The organism is Enterobacter asburiae, assembly GCF_008080435.1.
Taxonomy (GTDB): domain Bacteria; phylum Pseudomonadota; class Gammaproteobacteria; order Enterobacterales; family Enterobacteriaceae; genus Enterobacter; species Enterobacter asburiae_C.
Genome location: NZ_VRKN01000014.1, coordinates 1 through 23,311 on the forward strand (window position 1 = coordinate 1; position 23,311 = coordinate 23,311).

The window sequence follows — 23,311 nt, forward strand, 5'->3', positions numbered from 1 at the left end:
AGCCGTATGTTCCCCCTCACCCCAGCCCTCTCCCTCAAGGGAGAGGGGGTTGTCCGTGCAGGCATTATTTTGTGGGGGACCCTCAGCCCTGTTGGAGAGGGAGAAAGTCATCCTTTCATCCACGCCCTGATCCCGTCCAGGAACATCTGCGTCGCCATCATTACCAGAATCAGCCCCATCAGACGTTCCAGCGCATTCACCCCTTTCTCACCCAGCAGGCGCAGGAACAGGGACGACTGCAGCAGGATAATAAACGTCCCGCCCCAGGCAATCAGCAGGGCAATCACCAGATGGCTCATCTGGTTCGGATACTGATGCGACAGCAGCATCAGCGTGGCCAGAATCGTTGGCCCGGCGACGAGGGGGATCGCCAGTGGCACAATAAACGGTTCTTCACCCGCAGGCAGGCCGCTGCTGCTGCCTTCCGCGCTCGGGAAAATCATCTTAATGGCAATCAGGAACAGAATAATCCCGCCGGAAATCGACACGGTTTCGGCGCGCAGGTTCAGGAACGCGAGAATTTTTTCACCCGCAAACAGGAAGATAAACATCACCAGCAGGGCGATGAGCAGCTCACGGATCATGATCGCCCGGCGGCGCTTCGGCTCGGTGTGCTTCAGCACCGACATGAAGATCGGCAGGTTGCCCAGTGGATCCATTATCAGAATCAATAAAACCGCTGCGGAAATGATTTCACTCATGTAAATTATCCCTGAAATTCTCTATGGTTATTATGATAATTAGCTGTATTTCTGATTGCCGGGCAATCATCGATTAATTTCGCTTGCGACTTTGGCAGCATTTTGTAATGTGAAGCATATCCCAGTTCAATACTGGCTTGCACAAACAGCACACACCCTCAGCAGGAAAAAAATGCTATGAAAAACGTTGGTTTTATCGGCTGGCGCGGTATGGTCGGCTCTGTACTCATGCAACGCATGGTTGAAGAGCGCGATTTCGACGCTATCCGCCCGGTCTTCTTCTCCACTTCCCAGCTTGGCCAGGCTGCTCCGTCCTTTGGTGGTACCACAGGCACGTTGCAGGATGCTTACGATCTGGAAGCGCTGAAGGCACTCGACATTATTGTGACGTGCCAGGGCGGCGATTATACCAACGAAATCTATCCAAAGCTGCGTGAAAGCGGCTGGCAGGGCTACTGGATTGACGCGGCCTCTTCGCTGCGTATGAAAGACGATGCCATCATCATTCTCGACCCGGTGAACCAGGGCGTCATCACCGACGGCCTGAACAACGGCGTGAAAACCTTTGTTGGCGGCAACTGCACCGTCAGCCTGATGTTGATGTCCCTCGGCGGCCTGTTCGCGCAGGATCTGGTGGAGTGGGTCTCCGTGGCGACCTACCAGGCCGCGTCCGGCGGCGGTGCGCGTCATATGCGCGAGCTGCTGACCCAGATGGGCCAGCTGCACCACAGCGTGGCGACCGAGCTGGCAAACCCGGCGTCCGCTATTCTTGATATCGAGCGTAAGGTTACTCAGCTGACCCGCAGCGGCGAGCTGCCGGTGGATAACTTCGGCGTACCGCTGGCCGGTGGCCTGATCCCGTGGATCGACAAACAGCTGGATAACGGCCAGACCCGCGAAGAGTGGAAGGGCCAGGCCGAGACCAACAAAATCCTCGCGACTGCGAACACCATTCCGGTTGACGGTCTGTGCGTGCGTATCGGCGCGCTGCGCTGCCACAGCCAGGCCTTCACCATTAAACTGAAAAAAGATGTGTCTATTCCGACCGTGGAAGAGCTGCTGGCCGCGCACAACCCGTGGGCGAAAGTGGTACCAAACGATCGCGATATCACCATGCGTGAGCTGACCCCTGCTGCCGTTACCGGCACGCTGACCACGCCGGTTGGCCGTCTGCGCAAACTGAACATGGGGCCGGAGTATCTCTCTGCGTTCACCGTCGGTGACCAGCTCCTGTGGGGCGCCGCCGAGCCGTTGCGCCGCATGCTGCGCCAGCTGGCGTAATAATTTGTTAAATACCGGGGGTGATTTTCACCCCTTTTTTTTGCGTACTACATGGAGTAACACGCGTATGTCTTATTTTTTATCAGGAGTCATCTAGAGCGTTGGCTATGCTTTAAGGAAGAGTCATTTCTTACCTGAGGTTCGAACGGAGCAGAATGGATGCACATTTTTGTGCTGTCCCGTTCAGGTCACATTAAAAGTCGTCCCGGAGCGCTTAAAAAGGACGACATAAAAAACAGGATGAATACCATGTCCGATCGTGTGGATAGAGACGTGATTAATGCGCTTATTGCGGGTCATTTTGCTGACCCCTTTTCTGTGCTTGGGATGCATCATACTGAGGATGGCCTTGAAGTTCGGGCACTGTTACCGGATGCCACAGAAGTCTGGGTGATTGAACCCAAAACCGGCCGCAAGGTCGGTAATCTTGAATGCCTCGATTCCCGTGGCTTCTTCTCGGGCGTGATGCCCCGTCGTAAAAACCCTTTTCGCTATCAGCTCGCCGTTCTCTGGCACGGTCAGCAAAACCTGATTGACGATCCTTACAGCTTTGGCCCTCTGCTTAAAGAGATGGATGCCTGGCTGCTCTCCGAAGGAACGCATCTTCGCCCTTATGAAACGCTGGGTGCCCATGCCGATACCATGGACGGCATTACCGGCACGCGGTTCTCCGTGTGGGCGCCTAACGCCCAGCGTGTCTCCGTTGTCGGCCAGTTCAACTACTGGGACGGTCGCCGCCACCCGATGCGCCTGCGCCGGGAAACCGGTATCTGGGAGCTGTTTATCCCCGGGGCACATCACGGGCAGCTTTATAAATTTGAGATGATCGACGCCCACGGCAAGCTGCGCATTAAAGCCGACCCGTATGCCTTCGAAGCACAGATGCGCCCGGATACCGCGTCGCTGATTTGCGGCCTGCCGGAGAAGGTCGTTCAGACGGAGGAGCGTAAACAGGCCAACCGCTTTGATGCGCCGATCTCCGTCTATGAAGTACACCTTGGCTCCTGGCGTCGCCACACCGATAACAACTTCTGGCTGAGTTACCGGGAGCTTGCCGACCAGCTGGTGCCGTATGCCAAATGGATGGGCTTTACTCACCTTGAGCTGCTGCCGGTTAACGAGCACCCGTTCGACGGCAGCTGGGGCTATCAGCCCACCGGGCTGTATGCGCCAACGCGCCGCTTCGGCACGCGCGATGACTTCCGCTATTTCATTGATGCCGCGCACGCCGCCGGGCTGAACGTCATCCTCGACTGGGTGCCGGGCCATTTCCCGTCGGATGATTTTGCGCTGGCAGAGTTTGACGGCACGAAGCTGTACGAGCACAGCGATCCGCGCGAAGGCTATCACCAGGACTGGAATACGCTGATCTACAACTACGGTCGCCGTGAAGTCGCAAACTACCTGGTCGGGAATGCCCTGTACTGGATCGAGCGGTTTGGTATTGATGCCCTGCGCGTCGATGCGGTGGCGTCGATGATCTACCGCGACTACAGCCGTAAAGAGGGCGAGTGGATCCCGAACGAGTTTGGCGGCCGTGAAAACCTGGAAGCGATTGAATTTCTGCGCAATACCAACCGCATTATCGGCGAGCAGGTGGACGGTGCCGTGACCATGGCGGAAGAGTCGACCGACTTTGCGGGCGTCTCCCGTCCGCCGTCATTAGGCGGCCTGGGGTTCTGGTATAAGTGGAACCTGGGCTGGATGCACGACACGCTCGACTACATGAAGCTGGATCCGGTTCACCGTCAGTACCATCACGATAAGCTGACGTTCGGGATGCTCTACAACTACACCGAAAACTTCATGCTGCCGCTGTCGCACGATGAAGTGGTGCACGGCAAAAAATCCATTCTCGACCGCATGCCGGGCGACGCGTGGCAGAAGTTTGCCAACCTGCGTGCCTACTACGGCTGGATGTTTGCCTTCCCGGGCAAAAAACTGCTGTTTATGGGCAATGAGTTCGCCCAGGGGCGCGAGTGGAACCACGACGCCAGCCTCGACTGGCATCTGCTGGAAGGCGGCGACAACTGGCACCACGGGGTGCAGCGTCTGGTGCGCGACCTGAACCTGACCTACCGCCATCACAAAGCGCTGCACGAGCTCGACTTCGATCCGTACGGCTTTGAATGGCTGGTGGTGGACGACCATGAACGCTCGGTGTTTGTCTTTGTGCGTCGTGACAAAGCGGGTAACGAGATCATCGTCGCCAGCAACTTCACGCCGGTGCCGCGCGAACACTACCGCTTCGGCATTAACCAGCCGGGCAAATGGCGCGAGATTCTGAATACCGACTCGATGCACTACCACGGCAGCAACGCCGGTAACGGCGGGCTGGTACAGAGCGATGCCATCGAAAGCCACGGGCGACCAAACTCCCTGAGCCTGACGCTACCGCCGCTTGGCACTATCTGGCTGATGCGGGAGGGTGAATGACGCAGCTTACGGCAGGTAAACCCGAACCGCTCGGCGCGCGTTTTGACGGAAAGGGTGTCAATTTCACCCTCTTTTCCGCTCACGCTGAGCGGGTAGAACTGTGCGTGTTTGATGGGGAAGGTAACGAGCACCGTTACGATTTACCTGAGCGCACGGGGGATACCTGGCACGGCTACCTGGCCGGAGGACGGCCAGGCATGCATTATGGCTTTCGCGTACATGGTCCATGGGAACCGGCGCAGGGGCACTGGTTTAACCCGGCGAAGCTGTTGATTGACCCGTGCGCGCACCGCGTGGACGGTGAATTTAAAGACGACCCGCTCTTCCACGTGGGCTACGGCGAGCCAGACCACCGCGACAGCGCGCCCGTCGCGCTAAAAAGCGTGGTGGTGAACGATCTTTATGACTGGGAAGACGATGCCCCACCGAAGACACCGTGGGGCAATACCGTCATTTATGAAGCCCACGTCAAAGGGCTGACGTACCTGCACCCGTCGATCCCCAAAGAGATGCGCGGCACCTATAAGGCGCTCGGGCATCCCACCATGATCGCCTACCTGAAACACCTCGGCATCACCGCCCTGGAACTGTTACCCATCGCCCATTTTGCCAGCGAGCCGCGCCTGCAGCGGCTGGGGCTAAGCAACTACTGGGGCTACAACCCGCTGGCGATGTTCGCGCTTGAACCACGCTATGCCGCCCATCCGGAAAAGGCGCGGGACGAGTTTCGCGATGCGGTGAAGGCGCTCCATACGGCGGGCATTGAGGTCATTCTGGACATCGTGCTGAACCACAGTGCAGAAAGCGATCTCGACGGTCCGACGCTCTCCATGCGCGGAATTGATAACCGTAGCTATTATTGGATCAGGCAGGATGGCGATTATGAGAACTGGACCGGCTGCGGTAACACGCTCAACCTCAGCCATCCGGCGGTTACGCATTTTGCTTATGAATGCCTGAAATACTGGGTGGAGACGTTCCACGTCGACGGTTTTCGTTTTGACCTGGCGCCCGTGATGGGGCGCACGCCGGCGTTCAGCCAGCAGGCGCCGCTGTTTGAGGCGATAAAAAACTGTCCGGTGCTCTCGCAGGTGAAGCTCATTGCCGAGCCGTGGGACATCGGTGAAGGCGGTTATCAGGTCGGGAATTTCCCGCCGCTGTTTGCCGAGTGGAACGATCACTACCGCGATGCCGCGCGCCGCTTCTGGCTGGAACGGAATCTGTCGCTGGGAGAGTTCGCCGGACGCTTTGCCGCTTCAAGCGATCTCTTTAAGCGCGACGGCAAACGCCCGTCGGCCACCGTCAATCTGTTGACGGCACACGACGGTTTTACGCTCAGGGACTGCGTTTGTTTCAATCAGAAACACAATGAGGCAAACGGCGAAGAGAATCGCGATGGTACTAACAATAACCATAGCTTTAATCATGGTATAGAAGGGTTAGGCGGAAGCCTTGATGTTATCGAGCGGCGACGCGCCAGCGTTCATGCGCTACTGACAACGCTTTTATTGTCGCAGGGCACGCCGATGCTGCTGGCAGGCGATGAACACGGCCACAGCCAGCACGGTAACAACAATGCGTATTGCCAGGACAACACGTTAACCTGGCTCGACTGGGGTGAAGCCAACAGCGGGCTGATTCATTTTACCGCTGCGCTGATCCATCTTCGCCAGCAGATCCCCGCGCTGACCGCCGACCGCTGGTGGGAAGAGGGTGACGGCAACGTTCGCTGGTTGAATCAAGACGCGCAACCGTTAAGCGCGCAAGAGTGGCAACACGGCGTACCACGCCTGCAAATCCTGCTCTCGGATAAATGGCTGGTCACGCTGAACGCGACGGATGACGTCGCAGAGATTGTTTTACCTGAAGGGGAATGGCGAGCTGTTCCCCCCTTTGCCGGAGCGGATAATCCGGTAGTAATGGCTGTCTGGCACGGGCCTGCGCACGGAGTGTGCGTATTCCAAAGATGATAAAAAAGGAGTTAGTCATGGTTAGATTAGAGAAGAACGATCCCTTAATGTTGGCACGCCAGCTACCCTTAAAAACGGTTGCCCTGATACTTGCGGGTGGGCGTGGTACCCGTCTGAAAGATTTGACCATCAAGCGCGCCAAACCGGCTGTCCACTTTGGTGGTAAGTTCCGCATCATCGACTTTGCGCTCTCCAACTGCCTGAACTCGGGCATTCGCCGTATTGGCGTCATTACGCAGTATCAGTCGCACACGCTGGTTCAGCATATCCAGCGCGGCTGGTCATTCTTCAGCGAAGAGATGAACGAGTTTGTCGATCTCCTTCCTGCTCAGCAACGCGTCCACGGCGAGAACTGGTACCGCGGGACGGCGGATGCGGTGACGCAGAACCTCGATATCATTCGTCGCTACAGCGCGGAATATATCGTGATCCTCGCCGGGGACCACATCTACAAGCAAGATTACTCCCACATGCTCATCGACCACGTCGAAAAAGGGGCGCGCTGCACCGTGGCGTGTCTGCCCGTGCCCGTTGCTGAAGCGACAGCGTTTGGCGTGATGCACGTGGATGCCGACGACAAAATTATCGAGTTTGTTGAAAAACCGGCGAACCCGCCAACTATGCCGGGAGATGACACCAAATCGCTTGCCAGCATGGGGATCTACATCTTTGATGCAGAATATCTTTATGAGCTGCTGGAAGAAGACGACAAGGACGAAAACTCCAGCCACGACTTCGGTAAAGACATCATTCCGAAAATCACGAAAGCTGGCATGGCGTATGCACATCCTTTCCCGCTGTCCTGCGTGCAGTCCGACCCGAATGCGGAACCCTACTGGCGCGATGTGGGAACGCTGGAAGCGTACTGGAAAGCGAACCTCGACCTGGCGTCAGTCACGCCTGAGCTGGATATGTACGACCAGAACTGGCCGATTCGTACCCATATGGAATCGCTGCCGCCGGCCAAATTTGTTCAGGATCGCTCCGGCAGCCACGGTATGACGCTGAACTCGCTGGTGTCCGGCGGGTGCATTATTTCAGGCTCGGTAGTGGTGCAGTCGGTGCTGTTCCCCCGCGTGCGGATAAATTCATTCTGTAATATCGATTCGGCAGTCTTACTGCCTGATGTCTGGGTAGGTCGCTCGTGTCGTCTGCGTCGCTGCGTGATCGATCGTGCCTGCGTCATTCCTGAAGGGATGGTGATTGGTGAAAACGCGGAAGAAGACGCGCGTCGTTTCTATCGTTCGGAAGAGGGGATCGTGTTAGTCACACGGGAAATGTTGCGGAAGCTGCAGATCAAACAGGAGCGATGATGCAGGTTTTACACGTATGTTCTGAGATGTTCCCGTTGTTAAAAACGGGCGGTCTGGCAGATGTTCTGGGGGCATTACCGGCAGCGCAAATCGCCGGAGGGGTGGATACCCGAGTCCTGCTGCCCGCCTTTCCGGATATCCGGCGTGGTATTCCCGATGCAAAAGTGGTGACCCGCCGTGAGACCTTCGCCGGACGCATCACCCTGCTGTTTGGACATTACAATGGCGTAGGGATTTACCTGATCGACGCGCCGCACTTATACGATCGACCGGGCAGCCCGTATCACGATACGAACCTGTTTGCCTACACCGACAACGTGCTGCGCTTTGCGCTACTCGGTTGGGTCGGTGCAGAAATGGCGGTAGGGCTGGATCCGTTCTGGCGCCCGGACGTGGTGCACGCGCACGACTGGCACGCCGGGCTTGCCCCGGCGTATCTCGCGGCGCGCGGTCACCCGGCGAAATCGGTCTTTACCGTGCATAACCTGGCGTATCAGGGGATGTACTATGCCCATCACATGAGTGAAATCGATCTGCCATTATCGTTCTATAACATGCACGGACTGGAATTTAACGGGCAGATCTCGTTCCTGAAAGCCGGGCTCTATTACGCCGATCATATTACCGCCGTGAGCCCAACCTACGCGCGTGAGATCACCCAGCCGGAGTTTGGCTACGGCATGGAAGGGTTGTTGCAGCAGCGCCATCGCGAAGGCCGCCTGTCGGGCATTCTGAACGGCGTGGATGAAAAGATCTGGAGCCCGGAAACCGATCTCCTGCTGGCAGCACGCTATGGTCGTGATTCTGTGGAAGACAAAGCGGAAAACAAACGCCAGCTGCAGATTGCGATGGGCCTGAAGGTTAACGACAAGGTGCCGCTGTTCGCGGTAGTGAGCCGCCTGACCAGTCAGAAAGGGCTGGATCTGGTACTTGAGGCGCTGCCCGGTTTACTGGAGCAGGGCGGACAGCTGGCGCTGCTCGGCGCGGGTGACCCGGTGCTGCAGGAAGGTTTCCTTGCCGCCGCGGCGGAACATCCGGGGCAGGTGGGCGTGCAGATTGGTTACCACGAGGCATTTTCGCACCGCATTATGGGCGGCGCGGACGTCATCCTGGTGCCAAGCCGTTTCGAACCCTGCGGCCTGACGCAGCTTTACGGCCTGAAATACGGCACGCTGCCGCTGGTACGCCGCACGGGCGGACTGGCGGATACCATATCCGATAGCTCTCTGGAAAACCTGGCGGACGGTATCGCCAGCGGGTTTGTCTTTGAGGACAGTAATGCCTGGTCGCTGCTTCGGGCGATTCGGCGTGCTTTCGTCTTGTGGTCCCGTCCATCACTCTGGCGTTACGTACAGCGCCAGGCGATGTCCATGGACTTTAGCTGGCATGTCGCGGCGCAGTCATACCGCGATCTCTATCAACGCTTGATGTAACGAGGCGAAGTTACTGATATGAATGCTCCATTTAGCTACTCTTCACCTACACTCAGCGTTGAGGCGTTAAAGCACTCCATCGCCTACAAGCTGATGTTCACCATCGGGAAAGATCCGGTTATTGCAAACAAGCACGAGTGGCTGAACGCCACCCTGTTTGCGGTGCGTGACCGTTTAGTGGAACGCTGGCTGCGCTCAAACCGCGCCCAGCTCTCGCAGGAAACGCGTCAGGTTTACTACCTGTCGATGGAATTTTTGATTGGCCGCACGCTTTCCAATGCGCTGTTGTCGCTCGGTATTTATGACGACGTCAAAACCGCACTGGAAGAGATGGGGTTAGATTTAGAAGAACTGATTGACGAAGAGAACGACCCGGGCCTCGGCAACGGCGGTCTCGGGCGTCTCGCCGCCTGCTTCCTCGATTCGCTGGCAACGCTGGCGCTGCCGGGCCGCGGCTACGGTATTCGCTACGACTACGGTATGTTCAAACAGAACATCGTCGATGGGCGCCAGAAAGAGTCGCCGGACTACTGGCTGGAGTACGGCAACCCGTGGGAGTTCAAGCGCCACAATACGCGTTACAAAGTGCGCTTTGGCGGGCGTATCCAGCAGGAAGGCAAAAAATCCCGCTGGGTAGAAACGGAAGAGATCCTGGCCGTGGCCTACGACCAGATTATCCCCGGCTATGATACCGATGCCACCAACACGCTGCGCCTGTGGAGTGCCCAGGCCAGTAGCGAAATTAACCTCGGTAAATTCAACCAGGGGGACTACTTTGCGGCGGTGGAAGATAAAAACCACTCCGAGAACGTGTCCCGCGTGCTGTACCCGGATGACTCGACCTACTCCGGCCGCGAGCTGCGCCTGCGTCAGGAGTATTTCCTCGTCTCCTCGACGATTCAGGATATCCTCAGCCGCCACCATCAGCTGCACAAAACCTACGCCAACCTGGCAGAGAAAACCGCGATCCACCTTAACGACACCCACCCGGTGCTCTCCATTCCGGAGTTGATGCGCCTGCTGATCGACGAGCATAAGTTCAGCTGGGATGACGCGTTTGAAGTGACCTGTCAGGTGTTCTCCTACACCAACCACACGCTGATGAGTGAAGCGCTGGAAACGTGGCCGGTGGACATGCTCGGCAAAATCCTGCCGCGCCATCTGCAGATTATCTTTGAGATTAACGACTACTTCCTCAAGACGCTGCAGGAGCAGTACCCGAACGATACCGGGTTGCTGAGCAGGGCTTCCATCATTGATGAATCGAATGGTCGCCGCGTGCGCATGGCCTGGCTGGCGGTCGTCATCAGCCACAAGGTCAACGGGGTGTCCGAGCTACATTCGAACCTGATGGTGCAGTCGCTGTTTGCGGACTTCGCGAAGATCTTCCCGACGCGGTTCTGTAACGTGACCAACGGCGTCACGCCACGCCGCTGGCTGGCGCTGGCCAACCAGCCGCTCTCTGAGGTGCTGGACGAGAATATCGGCCGTACCTGGCGTACCGATTTGAGCCAGCTGAGCGAGCTGGAACAACATATTGATTTCCCGACGGTGAACAAAGCCGTGCGCGAAGCCAAGCTGCTGAACAAAAAGCGTCTGGCCGTCTGGCTGGCGATGCACCTTAACGTGGTAGCAAACCCGAAAGCGCTGTTCGACGTTCAGATCAAACGCATTCACGAATACAAGCGTCAGCTGATGAACGTGCTGCACGTGATCACCCATTACAACCGCATCAAGGCCGATCCAACGGCCGAATGGGTACCGCGCGTGAAGATCTTCGCCGGTAAGGCGGCTTCTGCCTACTACATGGCGAAGCACATCATTCATCTCATCAACGATGTGGCGAAGGTGGTCAATCAGGATCCGGACATTGGCGACAAGCTGAAGGTGGTGTTCATTCCTAACTACAGCGTAAGCCTGGCGCAGATGATCATCCCGGCGGCGGATCTCTCTGAGCAGATTTCCACGGCGGGTACGGAAGCATCGGGTACCAGTAACATGAAGTTTGCCCTTAACGGCGCGCTGACCATTGGTACGCTTGACGGGGCGAATGTCGAGATGCTGGAGCACGTGGGCGAAGAAAATATCTTTATCTTCGGTAATACGACGGAAGAGGTGGAGGCGCTGCGCAGGAAAGGCTACTCGCCACGTCAATATTACGAAGGGGATGAAGAGTTACGCCAGGTGCTGACGCAGATCGCGACCGGCGTGTTTAGCCCTGATGAACCGAGCCGCTATCGCGATCTGGTGGATTCGCTGATTAACTTTGGCGATCACTACCAGGTGCTGGCGGATTATCGCAGCTACGTTGACTGTCAGGATAAGGTAGACGAACTGTATCGTCAGCAGGAGAAGTGGACCAGCGCCGCGATGTATAACATTGCCAATATGGGGTATTTCTCGTCTGACAGGACCATCAAGGAATATGCCGATACGATCTGGCATATTGATCCGGTGAGGTTGTAAAAACAAAGCCGGGTGGCGGCTTCGCCTTACCCGGCCTACTCGATCCCGTAGGCCCGGTAAGCGCAGCGCCACCGGGCATTTTTTCTAATTACGACGCGAGTGACAATTCACGCTTTCCCGCATTTTGCAGCAACCACTGCGCCACGCGAGACTGCTGCTCGGCGTTGAGCCACATCCCTTCTTTGGTACGACGCCAGATAGCATCATCCAGACGACGCACCCACTCGTGCTCAACCAGGTAGCGCAGCTCGGCTTCATATAGCTCGTGGCCGAAATGTTCGCCCAGATCCGCAATGTCCTTCGCATCGCCCAGGAACAGCTCGGTATTGCTGCCGTAGGTGCGGGCATAGTGGCGCGCCATCCCTTCGGTGATGAACGGGAAACGACGGCGCAGCTTCGCGGCGTAATCATCGCGGTTATCGCCGATATCACCACCGGGCAGTACCGCGCCTTTGGTCCATGCCGGGCCAATGCCTTTATAGTACGGCGCCAGTTTTTCCAGCGCGTGCTCGGCCAGCTTGCGGTAGGTGGTCAGCTTGCCGCCAAACACGGAAAGCAGCGGTGCCTGACCGTCAACGTCGTGAATATCGAGCGTATAGTCGCGGGTAATGGCCTGCGGTGAGTCAGACTCGTCATCGCACAGCGGACGCACGCCGGAGTAGGTCCAGACCACGTCATCGCGTGACAGCTGTTTCCTGAAGTGCGCGTTATACACTTTGAGCAGGTAGTTCACTTCGCTTTCGTCGATCTCGACGTTCTTCGGATCGCCTTTGTACTCCACGTCGGTGGTACCGATGATCGAGAATTCGTCCATCCACGGGATCACAAACACGATGCGCTTGTCTTCGTTCTGCAGAATGTAGGCCTGCTTCTGCGTATGCACGCGCGGTACCACAATGTGGCTGCCCTTGATCAGGCGAATGCCGTACGGCGAAGGCAGATGCATGCCGTCGTCGAAGAACTGCTTCACCCACGGGCCGGTAGCGTTCACCAGGCCGCGCGCTTTCCAGCTGAATTTCTCGCCGGTATCGATGTCTTCCGCTTCCACAATCCACAGGCCGTTTTCACGACGGGCAGCGGTCGCGCGGGTACGGGTTTTCACCTCGCCGCCTTTCTTCTCGACCATCTGGGCATTCGCCAGCACCAGGCGCGCATCGTCCACCCAGCAGTCGGAATATTCGAAACCGCGCACGATTTCAGGCTTAAGGACCGATTCTGAGCCAAAACGCAAACCTTTCGAACCCGGGAGGCTGGTGCGTTTACCCAGATGATCGTACATAAACAGACCAATTCGGATCATCCACGCCGGACGCAGATGCGGGCGATGGGGCAGGCGGAAGCGCATCGGAATAGCCAGATGCGGTGCCATTTGCAGCAGCACTTCACGTTCGGCCAGTGCTTCACTGACCAGGCGGAATTCGTAGTGTTCCAGGTAGCGCAGGCCACCGTGAATCAGTTTTGAGCTGGCGGACGACGTCGCGCAGGCGAGATCGTTAGCTTCCAGCATCAGTACGGATAAACCGCGTCCTGCGGCATCGACCGCAATACCGGCACCGTTGATGCCACCGCCTATCACAATCAGATCTTTGGTTTCCATAACACCCTCACGCACTTTCGTTAAAGCTCAGAAATGTTCGATATCGCTCATAATAGCAAAGGAACGCGCTTTTGGTAACATCAAAAAAACAATTTAGAGTGATATGGATAACATAATGGCGTTTACCCGCCGCCAGGACGTACACTACGGGGTAAAATCGTGTCGTTGACCACTGTAAAGAGAACACCATGGATCAGTTTGAATGTATTAACGTAGAAGAAGCCCGCCAGAAGATGCACCAGGGAAAAGCGGTGCTGGTGGACATCCGCGATCCGCAGAGTTTTGCGATGGGACACACGCCGGGCGCGTTCCATCTCACTAACGACACGCTGGGCGCGTTTATGCGCGATAACGACTTCGAGACGCCGGTCATGGTCATGTGCTACCACGGCAACAGCAGCAAAGGCGCGGCGCAGTATCTGCTTCAGCAGGGCTACGATGCGGTGTATAGCGTCGACGGCGGCTTCGATGCCTGGCATCGTCATTTCCCGGCAGAAGTGGAATACGCTTTTGAGCGCTGATCCCGCTATACTGTCCCCTTTTGTGTGGAAATAAGCGACCGCTGCCCATGTTGATGATCACCTCTTTTACCAACCCTCGCGTCGCCCAGGCGTTTGTCGACTATATGGCGACGCAGGGCATTATTCTGACCATTCAGCAACATACGCAGACCGACGTCTGGCTGGCCGATGAGAGCCAGGCCGGGCGGGTAAACGAGGAGCTGGCGCGTTTTCTCGAGAACCCTGGCGACCCGCGCTATCTGGCAGCCAGCTGGCAGTCCGGCCAGACCGGCAGCGGATTGCATTACAGCCGTTTTCCCTTCCTTGCCACTATCCGGGAACGCGCGGGCCCGTTTACGCTGCTGCTGATGGCGGCCTGCATTATCGTCTTCATTATTATGAACGTGGTGGGCGACCAGAGCGTGATGATTGCCCTGGCGTGGCCCTATGACCCGTCTCTTGATTTTGACGTCTGGCGCTACTTTAGCCACGCGCTGATGCACTTCTCGGTGATGCATATCCTCTTTAACCTGCTCTGGTGGTGGTATCTCGGCGGTGCCGTTGAAAAGCGCCTGGGAAGCGGCAAGCTGATCGTTATCACCCTTATCAGCGCCCTGCTGAGCGGCTATGTGCAGCACAAGTTCAGCGGGCCGTGGTTCGGCGGGCTGTCGGGCGTCGTGTATGCCCTCATGGGCTATGTCTGGCTTCGCGGGGAGCGCGATCCGGAAAGCGGCATCTATCTGCAACGCGGATTAATAACCTTTGCGTTAATATGGCTAATTGCCGGATGGTTTGATCTGTTTGGTATGTCTATCGCCAACGGTGCACACGTCGCCGGGCTGGCCGTGGGGCTGGCGATGGCGTTTGCCGACACGCTCCATGCGCGAAAACGAACATAATTCTCAGGGATAATTGATGAAACAAACACAACGTCATGACGCTATTATCGAACTGGTAAAAAAACAGGGATATGTCAGCACCGAAGAGCTGGTGGAGCAGTTTGCCGTCAGCCCACAAACCATCCGTCGTGACCTGAACGACCTGGCCGATCAGAATCGCATTCTGCGCCACCACGGCGGGGCGGCGCTGCCGTCCAGTTCGGTCAATACCTCCTGGCACGACCGTAAAGCCACGCAGACGGCAGAGAAAGAGCGCATTGCCCGTAAGGTCGCCAGCCAGATCCCGAACGGGGCGACGCTGTTTATTGATATCGGCACCACGCCGGAAGCGGTCGCCCATGCGCTGCTGGATCACGAGAACCTGCGCGTGGTCACCAACAACCTGAACGTGGCCAATACCCTGATGCAGAAAGACGATTTCCGCATCATCCTCGCGGGTGGCGAACTGCGCAGTCGCGACGGCGGGATTATCGGTGAAGCGACCCTCGATTTTATCTCTCAGTTCCGCCTCGATTTCGGCATTCTGGGGATCAGCGGCATCGACAGCGACGGCTCGCTGCTGGAATTTGATTACCACGAGGTGCGCACCAAGCGCGCGATAATTGAAAACTCGCGCCACGTGATGCTGGTGGTGGATCATTCGAAGTTTGGCCGAAATGCGATGGTGAACATGGGCAGCATCAGCATGGTGGATGCGGTCTACACCGACGTGATGCCGCCGGCGGGCGTGATGCAGGTGATTAAAGATAATAATTTGCAGTTAGAGTTGTGTTGAAAAGCCGTTCTCCCTCTCCCTGTGGGAGAGGGCCGGGGTGAGGGCATCAGGCCGCACCAAACCTAAACGCCGTACCCCATCATCTTCAACAGCTGCTGCGCATGCTGTACTGCATCCTGGCGATGCGCCACACCCAGTTTCTGATACAGATTGCGGATATGCGTTTTGATGGTGGTCGCCGCCACCGCAAGCTCACCGGCAATCTGCTCATTGCTGTAGCCTGAATAGATCAGCCCCAGAACCTGCCATTCACGCTGGGTGAGCGGGCTGGTGCGGATAAGCTCCGGCACTTCCGGGTGGTTCAGCAGACGTTCAACAAAGTTCTCATCGAAATGCGCGAACTTGTGCCGATGATGCTGGTTAATCTCACGCAGAATGCGCTGGGCGCGATGCTGATCCAGCTCCGGCAGCGTGTTGAGCTGAATTAGCTGACGCAACTGCTGCGCCATCACTTCACCTTCAATCACAAAGTGGCTGATAAAACCGGTGCGGTTAGCCAGTTGCAGCGCTTCCAGCAGCACGCGCTGGGCATCGTTTTTACGACCCGCCTGCCAGTAGAGCTGGTTCAGCAGCAGCAGGTTGCGGTTCAGGTCGCTCATCAGACGCAGGCTGCGCGCGTTCTCATTCAGCTCTTCCAGCACAATCTCTGCGGGCTCTAATTCACCGAGCAGGATCTGCACGCGGGCAATATTGCGCCACTGGCTCTGCAGGAAGTGGTTGTTAGCAAATTCCGGTTTTGGCGTCTGACGCAGCCAGTTGGCGGCGGATTTTTTATCGCCGGTCATCTGCCAGTAAATCACCCGGACCTTATCGGCGTTAGAGACCCAGTCGCTATGATAATGACCGTTGCCGAGCAGATTCTCCAGGCGGTTCAGATGGTTGCGGGCGTTATCGAGATCGCCGCGCGCCAGCGAGCACTGCACCAGCAGCGCCAGACACTGCAGCTGCTGCTGAGGCTGGAAGCTGGAAAGGACATCCACACCCTGGCGGGCGCAGCTTTCCGCCTCATCCAGACGCGACCATGCCCACAGCAGCTGAGCGCGAATACGCAACAGGAACTCGTGCATCGGCAGCTGTTCCAGATGCTGTTCACGAATCAGCTGGAACGCTTTTTCCTGATTTTCCCAGGCGGCCTGCAGGAACCCCTGTGCGAATAAAATCTCGCTCTGTTGGATCAGGCTCCACAGCGCGTAATGCCAGACATCATGACGACGCGCCATCTGTTCGGTTTGCTGCATCAGTGAAAGCGAACGGGTGAGGTCGCCTTTGCAGTGCAGCACTTCGCCGTGCACCGAGGTCGCAACGATGCGGCTGTAGAAGTTGGCCAGCGGCAGTTCATCCAGCGCGACCATCGCCAGCCGTTCAGCTTCGTCCGGGTCGCCGTCGTTAATGGCTACCTGAGCGCGCAGCGCGTTGAACTCGCCGTGCAGGGTGGCATCCATCTCGCTTTCCATCTCCTGCTCGGCGCGCGCCAGTAGGGTGTTAACTTCGCTGTAGCGGTGCTGGCTTTGCATCAGCCAGGCCTGCAGCAGCACCAGACGCGGGTTCTCCAGCAAACTTTCCCACGGCAGGGCTTTGAGAGACTCTTCCAGCAGCGTCAGTTCGCTGTGGTTAAACAGGCCCCATGCATGATTGAGGAGGATATCGCGCAGCATGCTGGCATCACCGGCGGCCAGCGCGTGGTGGATGGCCTCGCTCGGGAAGCCTTGTGCCATCCAGCTTTCGGCAGCGGCGCGGTGGATCTCCGGGAGTTCAACCGCCAGTTCCCACTGACAGCGCTGGCGCAGGAAGCTACCAAACAGCGGGTGATAGCTAAACCACTCGCCCGGATCGTCCATGCGCGTCAGGAAAAGGCCCTGACGTTCAATCTCTTCGAGCTGTAGCTGACCGTTTTCACAGCCCGTCACGCGCACGATGAGCGCATCGTTCATGGAGCGCAGCAGAGAGCTTTTCAGCAGGAAATTACGCGTCGAGGGATCGACGCTGTCCAGTACTTCATCCACAAGGTAGTCAGAAAGGTGGCTGGCGTTGATGCCCGCCAGACGTCGCGCAGACTGATGCGCCGGACTGTTGTTTTGCCGGGCAGAGAGCGCGATAAGCTGCAGCGCTGTGGCCCAGCCGGCAACGTCATCACACAGACGGCTGCTTTCGGCGGCCTCAATGGGCGATGTCAGGCGGCAGTCAAAGAATTGTTTCGCTTCCTGGTGTGTAAAGGCCAGCTGTTGGCTGCCCACTTCCAGAAGCTGATCGCGCACGCGCAGGTTGGCAATACCCAGCTGCGGCAGGTTGCGTGACAGCACGACTAAGGTCAGGTTTTCCGGCTGATGGCGCAGGAAGAAACGCATCGATTCATGAATCACCGGGTTAGTGATGAGATGGTAATCATCAATCACCACGTAAAGCGGGCGATGCCATTCGGCCAGTTCGATAAACAGTTGAGAGAAAAGGGAGGACAAGCTGGCGTACTGGCGCTTTTGCACCATCACCTCACTGGCGACGCAGTGTCCATGGGTTGCTTGCTGTATGGCGGCAATCAGATAGCTGGCAAAACGCTCTTGCTGGTTATCGCCCTCATCAAGGGAGTACCAGCCAAGATCGCTCTTACCCGCGGCCCATTGCGAAATGAGCGTTGTTTTTCCATAGCCTGCAGGGCTCGTAACCAGCGCCAGTCGGAAATTATGCGCGCCGGAAAGTTTAGCCAACAGACGCTCGCGGACCACTGTATGGTCAAGGCGAACCGGGCGACTTAATTTAGACGGAATCAACATAGGTTTCACTTCACTGTGGGGAACGAGAGATTTTATTTTTTTTGCGCTTCGTAATTAATACGATATAAGGTCGGACAGAAAGAGAACTATTGCAAGTTATGTCTGGGTTTTGTGGTTCTGAATTTGCACTCTGTCACAAAACATTCAGGCAAATGTTGGAACTTTCTCGAAAGGGTCTTAACGCCGCGTCACTGCTGGCTTGTCTGTACTCATTACCGCTGCGCTGAAACTGGTTTCAGAAAGGTATAGTGACGTCAAATTTAATAAAGTGCGGGTAAAGTTGAGTGAGAGTAATAGTCTCCTGAGAGGTGACCCGATGACTAAATTATTATTCTACGTAAGTAATCATTTCAGAGCGGATTAATTTCACCCGAAACTGCATTTCATTTCTTTGACATTCTCCCTGGTTACTTTTTTATCTTCAGGGCACACTCGGACTATGCTCTGAGAGTGGCCTCGATCACACTTTTCTGCTCATCCCCGCTACTCCTCCCTGTCTAATCCCCCACAGGAGGAGGAAGAGGAGAAATGAGCCAGGCACACTAGCGCCAACTTGTGTTTTCTTTCTAAAGGATGCCGATCCCCTATGTCACAGCCTACTTTCAACAAAGCTCAATTCCAGGCTGCCCTGACGCGTCAGTGGCAGCGTTTTGGCCTTCATGCTGCAAACGAAATGACGCCTCACCAGTGGTGGCAGGCAGTGAGCGGTGCGCTCGCAGAACAGCTGGATGCTCAGCCTTTGGCAAAGCCGGTGAAGAACCAGCGTCATGTAAACTACATTTCAATGGAATTCCTGATTGGCCGTCTGACGGGCAACAACCTGTTGAACCTCGGCTGGTATCAGGACGTCGGTGACGTCCTCAAAGAACACGACATTAACCTGACCGATCTGCTGGAAGAAGAGACTGACCCGGCGCTGGGCAACGGCGGCCTGGGGCGTCTGGCGGCCTGTTTCCTGGACTCCATGGCGACCGTCGGCCAGTCGGCGATTGGTTACGGTCTGAACTACCAGTACGGCCTGTTCCGTCAGTCGTTTGCCGACGGTCATCAGATGGAAGCGCCGGACGACTGGCATCGCAACACCTATCCGTGGTTCCGCCACAACGCGCAGCTGGATGTACAGGTCGGCATTGGCGGAAAAGTCACAAAGCAGGGTCGCTGGGAACCGGCGTTCACCATTACCGGTGAAGCCTGGGATCTGCCGGTGCTTGGCTACCGTAACGGCGTGGCGCAACCGCTGCGTCTGTGGCAGGCGAAGCACGCGCATCCGTTTAACCTGACAAAATTCAACGACGGCGATTTCCTGCGTGCCGAGCAGCAGGGCATCGACGCCGAGAAGCTGACCAAAGTCCTTTACCCGAACGACAACCACCTGGCCGGTAAAAAGCTGCGCCTGATGCAGCAGTACTTCCAGTGCGCCTGCTCCGTGGCGGACATTCTGCGTCGCCATCACCTGGCGGGCCGCAAGCTGGCGCAGCTGCCGGACTTCGAAGTGATTCAGCTCAACGACACGCACCCGACTATTGCGATCCCGGAACTGCTGCGCGTGCTGATCGACGAGCATCAGCTGAGCTGGGATGACGCCTGGGCCATCACCAGCCGTACCTTTGCCTACACCAACCACACCTTGATGCCTGAAGCGCTGGAGTGCTGGGATGAGAAGCTGGTGAAAACGCTGCTGCCGCGTCACATGCAGATCATCAACAAGATTAACGACCAGTTTAAAACCCTGGTGGATAAAACCTGGCCGGGCAAAAAAGCAGTCTGGGCGAAACTGGCGGTGGTTCATGATAAGCAGGTGCGCATGGCGAACATGTGCGTGGTAAGCGGCTTCGCGGTGAACGGCGTGGCGGCGCTGCACTCGGATCTGGTGGTTAAAGATCTCTTCCCGGAATACCACCAGCTGTGGCCGACCAAATTCCACAACGTGACCAACGGCATCACGCCACGTCGCTGGATCAAGCAGTGTAACCCCCTGCTGGCTGGCCTGCTGGATAAAACCCTGAAGAAAGAGTGGGCCAACGATCTGGACCAGCTCATTAACCTGGAAAAACAGGCTGACGACGCGAAATTCCGCAAGCAGTACCGTGCGATCAAGCTGGAGAACAAGGTTCGTCTCGCCGAGTTCGTGAAACTGCGTACCGGGATTGAGATCAACCCGAATGCCATTTTCGATATCCAGATCAAGCGTCTGCACGAGTACAAGCGTCAGCACCTGAACCTGCTGCACATTCTGGCGCTGTACAAAGAGATCCGCGAGAACCCGCAGGCCGACCGCGTGCCGCGCGTGTTCCTGTTCGGTGCGAAAGCGGCGCCGGGCTACTACCTGGCGAAAAACATTATCCTCGCCATTAACAAAGTGGCGGCGGCGATCAACAGCGATCCGAAAGTGGGTGACAAGCTGAAGGTGGTGTTCCTGCCGGATTACTGCGTCTCTGCGGCTGAAATGCTGATCCCGGCGGCGGATATCTCCGAGCAGATCTCGACTGCGGGGAAAGAAGCGTCCGGCACCGGCAACATGAAGCTGGCGCTGAACGGCGCGCTGACCGTCGGTACGCTCGACGGGGCAAACGTCGAAATCGCCGAGAAGGTCGGTGAAGAGAATATCTTTATCTTCGGCCATACCGTGGAAGAGGTGAAAGCCATCAAGGCCAAAGGCTATGACCCGGTGAAATGGCGTAAGAAAGACAAAGTGCTCGACGCGGTGCTGAAGGAGCTGGAAAGCGGTAAATACAGCGACGGCGACAAGCACGCGTTTGACCAGATGCTGCACAGCATGGACAAACACGGCGGTGACCCGTATCTGGTCATGGCGGACTTCACGGCTTATGTAGAAGCGCAAAAGCAGGTCGACGTGCTGTATCGCGACCAGGAGGCGTGGACGCGCGCATGCATTCTGAACACTGCCCGCTGCGGTATGTTCAGCTCTGACCGTTCAATCCGTGATTATCAGGCCCGTATCTGGCAGGCGAAACACTAAGGAAGCGCGATGGAGAGTAAACGTCTGGACAGCGCCGCGCAGGCGGCGGGGATCAGCCTCAGTTACATTAATGCTCACGGCAAACCGCAGTCTATTGGCGCCGATACCAAAAGACGTTTGCTGGACGCCATGCACAAAACCGACGCGAAAGCGTCGGTTGCACCGGTGCCGAACGTGAAGGTATTCACCGCAGGCAAAAAGATGCCGCTCGCGGTGGAGGGGCGTGGCGAGTTTAGCTGGCTGCTGACCACCGAAGAGGGGCATCAGCATAAAGGCCACGTCACCGGTGGCAAAATGCTTAACCTTCCGGTGAAGCTGCCGGAGGGCTATCACACCCTAACACTCACCCAGGACGATCGGCGTTTCCATTGCCGGGTGATCGTCGCGCCAAAACGCTGCTACGAGCCGCAGGCGTTGCTTGAAGGCAAAAAGCTTTGGGGCGCCTGCGTGCAGCTCTATACGCTGCGTTCCGACAGCAACTGGGGCATCGGTGATTTTGGCGATCTGAAAAAGATGCTGGCATCAGTGGGCGAGCGCGGCGGCGCGTTCATCGGCCTCAACCCGATTCACGCGCTCTATCCGGCGAACCCGGAGAGCGCCAGCCCGTATAGTCCGTCGTCCCGTCGCTGGCTGAACGTGATTTATATCGACGTTAACGCGTTAGATGACTTCAAAAACAGCAAAGAGGCGCAGGCGTGGTGGAAACTCAGCACCACGCAGCACGCGCTGAAGCAGGCGCGTGATGCCGACTGGGTGGACTACGCCACCGTCACCGCGTTGAAAATGGCGGCATTGCGTCTGGCATGGAAAGGTTTTGCGAAGCGTGGTGACGAGCAGATGTCGGCCTTCCGTCAGTTTGTCACCCAGGAGGGCGAGAGCCTGTACTGGCAGGCGGCATTTGATGCACTGCACGCGTATCAGGTTAAAGAGGACGAAATGCGCTGGGGCTGGCCGGTCTGGCCGGAAGCGTATCAGTCCGTCGACACGCCGGAAGTCAAAGCGTTCTGTAAAAAATATGCCGATGAAGTGGACTTCTACCTGTGGCTGCAGTGGCTGGCGTACAGCCAGTTTGCCGCCTGCTGGCAGGTGAGCCAGGGCTATAAAATGCCGATCGGCCTGTATCGTGACCTGGCCGTGGGTGTGGCAGAAGGCGGCGCGGAAACCTGGTGCGACCGTGAGCTTTACTGTCTGAAAGCGTCCGTGGGTGCGCCACCGGATATCCTTGGCCCGCTCGGTCAGAACTGGGGTTTGCCGCCAATGGATCCGCACGTCATGGTGGCGCGCGCCTACGAGCCGTTTATCGACCTGCTGCGCGCTAACATGCAGAACTGCGGCGCGTTGCGTATTGACCACGTGATGTCCGTGCTGCGTCTGTGGTGGATCCCGTACGGTGAAACGGCGGATCACGGGGCATACGTGCAGTACCCGGTTGACGATCTGCTGTCGATCCTGGCGCTGGAAAGCAAGCGCCATCAGTGCATGGTGATCGGTGAGGATCTCGGTACCGTGCCGGTGGAAATTGTCAGCAAGCTCCGCGACAGCGGCGTCTACTCCTATAAAGTGCTCTATTTTGAAAACGACCATGAGAAAACCTTCCGCGCGCCGAAAGCGTACCCTGAACAGTCAATGGCAGTCGCGACGACGCATGACCTTCCTACGCTTCGTGGCTATTGGGAAAGCGGCGATCTGACGCTCGGTAAAACGCTGGGTCTGTATCCTGATGAAGAGGTTTTGCGCGGCCTGTATCAGGATCGCGAGCTCTCCAAACAGGGGCTGCTGGATGCGCTGCACAAGCAGGGCTGTCTGCCAAAACGAGCCGGACATAAGGCGTCATTGATGTCGATGACCGCTACCCTCAATCGTGGTTTGCAGCGCTATATTGCCGACAGCAATAGCGCCCTGCTGGGCCTGCAGCCGGAAGACTGGATTGATATGGCGGAGCCGGTGAACATCCCGGGCACCAGCTATCAGTACAAGAACTGGCGTCGCAAGCTGTCCACAACGCTTGAGAAGATGTTTGCCGATGATGGGGTGAACAAGCTGATTAAGGATTTGGATAAGCGGCGAAAAGCGGCCGGGAAAAAGTGATAAAAAACCGCCAGATGGCGGTTTTTTATTGCCCGGTGGCGCTGCGCTTACCGGGCCTACATGGATCGGGTAGGTCGGGTAAGGCGTAGCCGCCACCCGACTTA

14 protein-coding genes are annotated in these 23,311 nt (G+C 57.0%); 11 read left to right on the forward strand and 3 right to left on the reverse strand.

Annotation, left to right across the window (positions count from 1 at the left end; genetic code table 11):
• Window positions 1-107: 107 nt before the first annotated feature.
• Window positions 108-701, reverse strand: coding sequence for an NAAT family transporter YhgN (yhgN, locus tag FU672_RS19645; protein WP_003861574.1), 594 nt, complete (start codon window positions 699-701; stop codon window positions 108-110).
• A gap of 177 nt (window positions 702-878) precedes the next feature.
• Here yhgN and asd point away from each other — a divergent pair, with 177 nt between their 5' ends.
• From asd to glgP, 6 genes are all read left to right on the forward strand, one after another.
• Window positions 879-1,982 (forward strand): aspartate-semialdehyde dehydrogenase, encoded by a 1,104-nt coding sequence (gene asd / locus FU672_RS19650; protein WP_032662235.1) that lies wholly within the window; start codon window positions 879-881, stop codon window positions 1,980-1,982.
• 249 nt (window positions 1,983-2,231) lie between these two features.
• A complete protein-coding gene (glgB, locus tag FU672_RS19655) occupies window positions 2,232-4,418 on the forward strand; it encodes a 1,4-alpha-glucan branching enzyme (protein WP_148244485.1) in 2,187 nt (728 codons plus the stop codon).
• The gene (gene glgX, locus FU672_RS19660; protein WP_148244486.1) at window positions 4,415-6,388 is read left to right on the forward strand and encodes a glycogen debranching protein GlgX; all 1,974 of its coding nucleotides are present in this window, start codon (window positions 4,415-4,417) and stop codon (window positions 6,386-6,388) included. The genes glgB and glgX overlap by 4 nt, the downstream gene beginning before the upstream one ends.
• Window positions 6,389-6,405: 17 nt before the next feature.
• Entirely contained in the window at window positions 6,406-7,701 is a 1,296-nt protein-coding gene (gene glgC / locus FU672_RS19665) for a glucose-1-phosphate adenylyltransferase (RefSeq protein WP_148244487.1), read from the forward strand.
• Complete coding sequence (gene glgA / locus FU672_RS19670) at window positions 7,701-9,134, forward strand: glycogen synthase GlgA (protein ID WP_148244534.1); 1,434 nt, start codon at window positions 7,701-7,703, stop codon at window positions 9,132-9,134. Before glgC ends, glgA begins: the two co-directional genes overlap by 1 nt.
• Window positions 9,135-9,152: 18 nt before the next feature.
• Complete coding sequence (gene glgP, locus FU672_RS19675) at window positions 9,153-11,600, forward strand: glycogen phosphorylase (RefSeq protein ID WP_148244488.1); 2,448 nt, start codon at window positions 9,153-9,155, stop codon at window positions 11,598-11,600.
• Window positions 11,601-11,688: 88 nt separating this feature from the next.
• On the opposite strand, the gene glpD is transcribed toward glgP, so the two are convergent.
• A complete protein-coding gene (gene glpD, locus FU672_RS19680) occupies window positions 11,689-13,197 on the reverse strand; it encodes a glycerol-3-phosphate dehydrogenase (RefSeq protein ID WP_148244489.1) in 1,509 nt (502 codons plus the stop codon).
• Between the two features lie 188 nt (window positions 13,198-13,385).
• Between glpD and glpE the strand changes: the two genes are divergently transcribed.
• Genes glpE through FU672_RS19695 form a run of 3 tightly spaced genes read left to right on the forward strand, consistent with a single transcriptional unit; the run spans window position 13,386 to window position 15,371 of the window.
• Window positions 13,386-13,718, forward strand: a complete 333-nt coding sequence (gene glpE / locus FU672_RS19685; protein WP_148244490.1) for a thiosulfate sulfurtransferase GlpE — start codon at window positions 13,386-13,388, stop codon at window positions 13,716-13,718.
• 47 nt (window positions 13,719-13,765) lie between these two features.
• Window positions 13,766-14,596 carry a rhomboid family intramembrane serine protease GlpG gene (gene glpG / locus FU672_RS19690; protein ID WP_148244491.1) on the forward strand — a complete coding sequence of 277 codons (831 nt, stop codon included), beginning with the start codon at window positions 13,766-13,768 and terminating at the stop codon, window positions 14,594-14,596.
• Window positions 14,597-14,612: 16 nt separating this feature from the next.
• Window positions 14,613-15,371: a DeoR/GlpR family transcriptional regulator gene (locus tag FU672_RS19695; RefSeq protein WP_008503060.1), complete on the forward strand. Its 759-nt coding sequence runs from the start codon at window positions 14,613-14,615 to the stop codon at window positions 15,369-15,371.
• A gap of 62 nt (window positions 15,372-15,433) precedes the next feature.
• On the opposite strand, the gene malT is transcribed toward FU672_RS19695, so the two are convergent.
• Window positions 15,434-18,139 (reverse strand): HTH-type transcriptional regulator MalT, encoded by a 2,706-nt coding sequence (gene malT / locus FU672_RS19700; RefSeq protein WP_148244492.1) that lies wholly within the window; start codon window positions 18,137-18,139, stop codon window positions 15,434-15,436.
• A 586-nt stretch (window positions 18,140-18,725) separates the two neighbouring features.
• On the opposite strand from malT, the gene malP reads away from it, so the two are divergent.
• Both malP and malQ read left to right on the forward strand, forming a co-directional pair.
• On the forward strand, window positions 18,726-21,119 hold the full coding sequence (gene malP / locus FU672_RS19705) for a maltodextrin phosphorylase (protein WP_148244493.1): 2,394 nt from the start codon (window positions 18,726-18,728) through the stop codon (window positions 21,117-21,119).
• 9 nt (window positions 21,120-21,128) lie between these two features.
• Window positions 21,129-23,207 (forward strand): 4-alpha-glucanotransferase, encoded by a 2,079-nt coding sequence (malQ, locus tag FU672_RS19710; protein WP_148244494.1) that lies wholly within the window; start codon window positions 21,129-21,131, stop codon window positions 23,205-23,207.
• Window positions 23,208-23,311: the final 104 nt, after the last annotated feature.